Origin of the sequence: Moraxella bovis (assembly GCF_002014975.1) — a bacterium.
GTDB classification, from domain to species: Bacteria; Pseudomonadota; Gammaproteobacteria; order Pseudomonadales; family Moraxellaceae; genus Moraxella; species Moraxella bovis.
On sequence record NZ_MUXV01000081.1, the window covers coordinates 1 to 925 of the forward strand.

Genomic DNA, 925 nt, shown 5'->3' on the forward strand with positions numbered 1-925 from the left:
TACCCCACTCTCAACTTAAAATCATCTCAAACCTTAAGGGTGGATTGCCAAGTTGTTTGTTGATTTGTACACAAAGACTGTGAGCTAAGAGTTTTCTAATAAAACGGTTGGACAGATGCCACAAGTCTCTTGCCTTGGTGGTTTGAACATTAAATCTTTGTGATAATTGAGAGATGACGGTTTCAATGGTTTTTCTTGTTCGTTTAAGATAAGACACAAAACCTTGACCTCTATCCTCTTTCATATTATCCCTAAGAGGTGTTTGTAGATCAACCCCCAACTTAGCAAGTTCCTCTTGTAATGCTTTGGATAAATAACCCTTATCCCCAAAGACCAAACTGGCTTGCCCTCCTTGCAAGGACTGTGTCAACTCAAACACTACCTGTCTGTCATCTGTATTGGCAGGTGTTAATGTGTAAGCAATCACTTGACCGTCTTGGTTTGTGAGTAAATGGGCTTTAAACCCAAAGTAGTGTTCGCTCTTACTGGCACAATAACCAAAGCTCCCAACCCCCTTAAAAGATTTGTGTCTTTTTGCTCTTTGATAGACACAGACAGGCAAAGGAAAGCTGTCAATCAAATAAGGCTTAGTGGGACGGCTGTCTTGATTGTCAAGAATACACAAAGAGCCAAGTACCTTCATCATTTTGTCTTTAACCCAAACCAAGTTGGCACAGTGTTTGGCAAAGTTTGGGTATGAGCCTAATTTGGGGAAATAGTGTTGATAGCAGTTTTTAAAGTAAGCCCAAATCTCCTTGTCAGTGTCAAAACCTAAACTTTCACCCACAAGCTCCATGGTGATGATTTCTGTGTCAGACAAGGCAGGCAAAAAGCCTTTGCTTCTTAGAGGTTTGGTTACAATATTTTGATACAAAGCCTCTACCAAAAGATAGACAACAATGATAAAATCATCATACGACATAGC

The 925-nt window shown here is 40.0% G+C and carries 1 protein-coding gene; it reads right to left on the bottom strand.

Annotation, left to right across the window (positions count from 1 at the left end; all coding sequences use genetic code 11):
• Window positions 1-10: 10 nt before the first annotated feature.
• Window positions 11-922, bottom strand: a complete 912-nt coding sequence (locus B0182_RS13200) for an IS982 family transposase (protein ID WP_078275357.1) — start codon at window positions 920-922, stop codon at window positions 11-13.
• Between the last annotated feature and the right edge of the window lie 3 nt (window positions 923-925).

Coding starts and splice junctions, on each gene's coding strand:
- B0182_RS13200 (WP_078275357.1), bottom strand. CDS start 922: ATGTCGTATGATGATTTTATCATTGTTGTCTATCTTTTGGTAGAGGCT.